At 75.5% G+C, this 2200-nt stretch carries 2 protein-coding genes; both read right to left on the bottom strand.

Annotated features, from left to right (window positions below; translation table 11 throughout):
- On the bottom strand, positions 1-528 hold a 528-nt coding region (locus WCS02_RS19810), incomplete at its 3' end, for a sulfurtransferase (RefSeq protein ID WP_340296000.1).
- Between the two features lie 38 nt (positions 529-566).
- A partial coding sequence (locus WCS02_RS19805; protein WP_340295999.1) for a dolichyl-phosphate-mannose--protein mannosyltransferase occupies positions 567-2200 on the bottom strand: 1634 nt, incomplete at its 5' end.

The following is a 2200-nucleotide window of genomic DNA, read 5'->3' as shown; positions in this document are numbered from 1 at the left end:
CTCGCCGCGGTGGCGCTCGCCCGCGCGGGCGTCGAGCAGGACCGTGTGCCCGGCCTGCACGGCGGCGGCCACGCCGTCGCTGTCGACGAGCAGGTCCTCCGGCCACGGCCGCGGCCGGAACACCGCGGGCGGGCGCTCCGTCGCGGCGGTCGTCAGCCCGCCGCTCCAGGCGCCGATCCCGCCGTCGAGCAGCGCCGCCTCGTGGCCGGTCGCGCGCAGCAGCCACACCAGGCGCGCGGCCACCGTGCCGCCCGCGTCGTCGTAGGCGACGACCACGTCGTCCTCGCCGATGCCGAGGGACGCCATGCCCTCGGCCAGGACGGACGGCTCCGGCAGCGGGTGCCGGCCGTCGGTGGCCGCGCTTTGCCCGGCGAGCCACCGCTCCAGGTCGACGAACACCGCCCCGGGCAGGTGCCCGGCCTCGTAGGCGGCCCGTCCGGACCGTCCGTCCAGGTACCACCGCACGTCGGCGAGGACCACGTCCTCGCGCCCGGCCAGCCACTGCTCGTCCACCACGGGGGCCACCACGGGCCCATCCGACCACGGGTCCCCGTGCGGACGGGCGCTCAGACCCAGCTGGGCCACCACATCCGCAGGCGCCAGGCGTCGGTGGTGATGAGCTGCGCGGTCCACACCGGGTAGAAGAACAGCAGGCAGCCGACCGCGGCGACGACGACGGCCCCGGCGCCGACCGCCCCCCAGAGCCGGCGCTCGGGCGAGGCGCCCGCCGGTCCCAGCACCAGGCCGAGCGCGTACGTCAGGGCGAGCACGAGGAAGGGCACGAAGGCCACGGCGTAGAAGGAGAAGATCGTCCGGTCCTGGAAGGCGAACCACGGCAGGTAGCAGGCGGCCAGAGGCACGAGCACGGCCCCGGCCCGCCAGTCCCGGCGGACCAGCCACGCGACCGCGACGACGACGAGGGCGAGCGTGCCGCCCCACCACACGACCGGGTTGCCCAGCGAGGTGACCGCCGACGAGCACGCCTCGGCCCCGCAGCCGGTGAGCCCGTCGCCCTGGCCCTGGTAGTGGAAGGACGTCGGCCGCCCCTGCACCAGCCACGACCACGGGTTCGCCATGTACGGGTGGGAGTTGTCGACGACGTTGATGGTGGTGTGGAAGCCGTAGGCGCTGCGGTGGTACTCCCAGAGGCTGGCCAGCGACTGCGGCAGCCACGAGACCGCCTCGTCGGGGTGCTCCGCCGCCCAGGTCCGGTGGTAGGAGTCGTCGGCGCGGAACCAGCCGGCCCAGCTGGCCAGGTACACCGCGGCGGCGACCGGCACCAAGGACAGGAACGCCGGCCACGAGTCGCGCAGCAGCCCGCCCAGGAACCAGTGGCGCACCCCGGCGGTCCGACGGGCGTCCATGTCCCACAGCACGGTGAGCAGCCCGAGCGCGGCCAGCACGTACAGCCCCGACCACTTCGTCGCGCACGCCGCCCCCAGCGACACCCCGGCCAGCAGCCGCAGCGGCCGCCAGCCCAGCCACGGCCCGTACGGCGACAGGGTGCCGGCGTGGACGGCGCGGGACACCCGGTCCGCGAGCCGCTCCCGCGCGACGAACCGGTCCGCCAGCAGCAGGGCGAAGGCCACGAGCACCCAGAAGGACAGGAAGATGTCGAGCAGGCTCGTGCGGGAGTGGACGATGTGGTGCCCGTCGACGGCCAGCAGGATCCCGGCGACCCCGCCGAGCAGCGTCGAGCCGAGCAGGCGCCGGGCGACGAGGACGAGCAGCGCGACCGACAGGGTCCCCACGACCGCCGCGGACAGCCGCCAGAAGAACGTGCTGTCCGGGTCGAGCTGCATCCCCGCGGCGATCATCCACTTGCCCAGCGGCGGGTGGACGACGAAGTCCGGGGTGCCGAGGAAGACGTCGAGCGTCCCGGCCTCGAACAGGTCGTCGGCGTAGGTGTCGGACTCGCCCTCCGGGGGTGGCGTCGGGGCCGAGACGACGTCCCGCTCGTGCCCGTGGAGGAGCATCGAGTACGCCTGCTTGACGTAGTACGTCTCGTCGAAGACCAGCACCGGCGGGCGGCCGAGGTGGACGAACCGGAGCACCCCCGCCAGCACGCCCACGAGGCCGGCGACCACCCAGGCCCACCACGCCGGGTCCGGGTGGGGGAGGCCGAGGCGCTCGCGCAGCCGCTCGCGGGTGGCCGCGACGTCGCTGCCGGGCCCGGCCGCGGGGGTGCCGGCGCCGGCCG

It is taken from the genome of Aquipuribacter hungaricus, from assembly GCF_037860755.1.
GTDB classification, from domain to species: Bacteria; Actinomycetota; Actinomycetes; order Actinomycetales; family JBBAYJ01; genus Aquipuribacter; species Aquipuribacter hungaricus.
The sequence above is the reverse complement of the archived record's forward strand: the minus strand, read 5'-3'. Positions and strand labels throughout refer to the sequence as shown.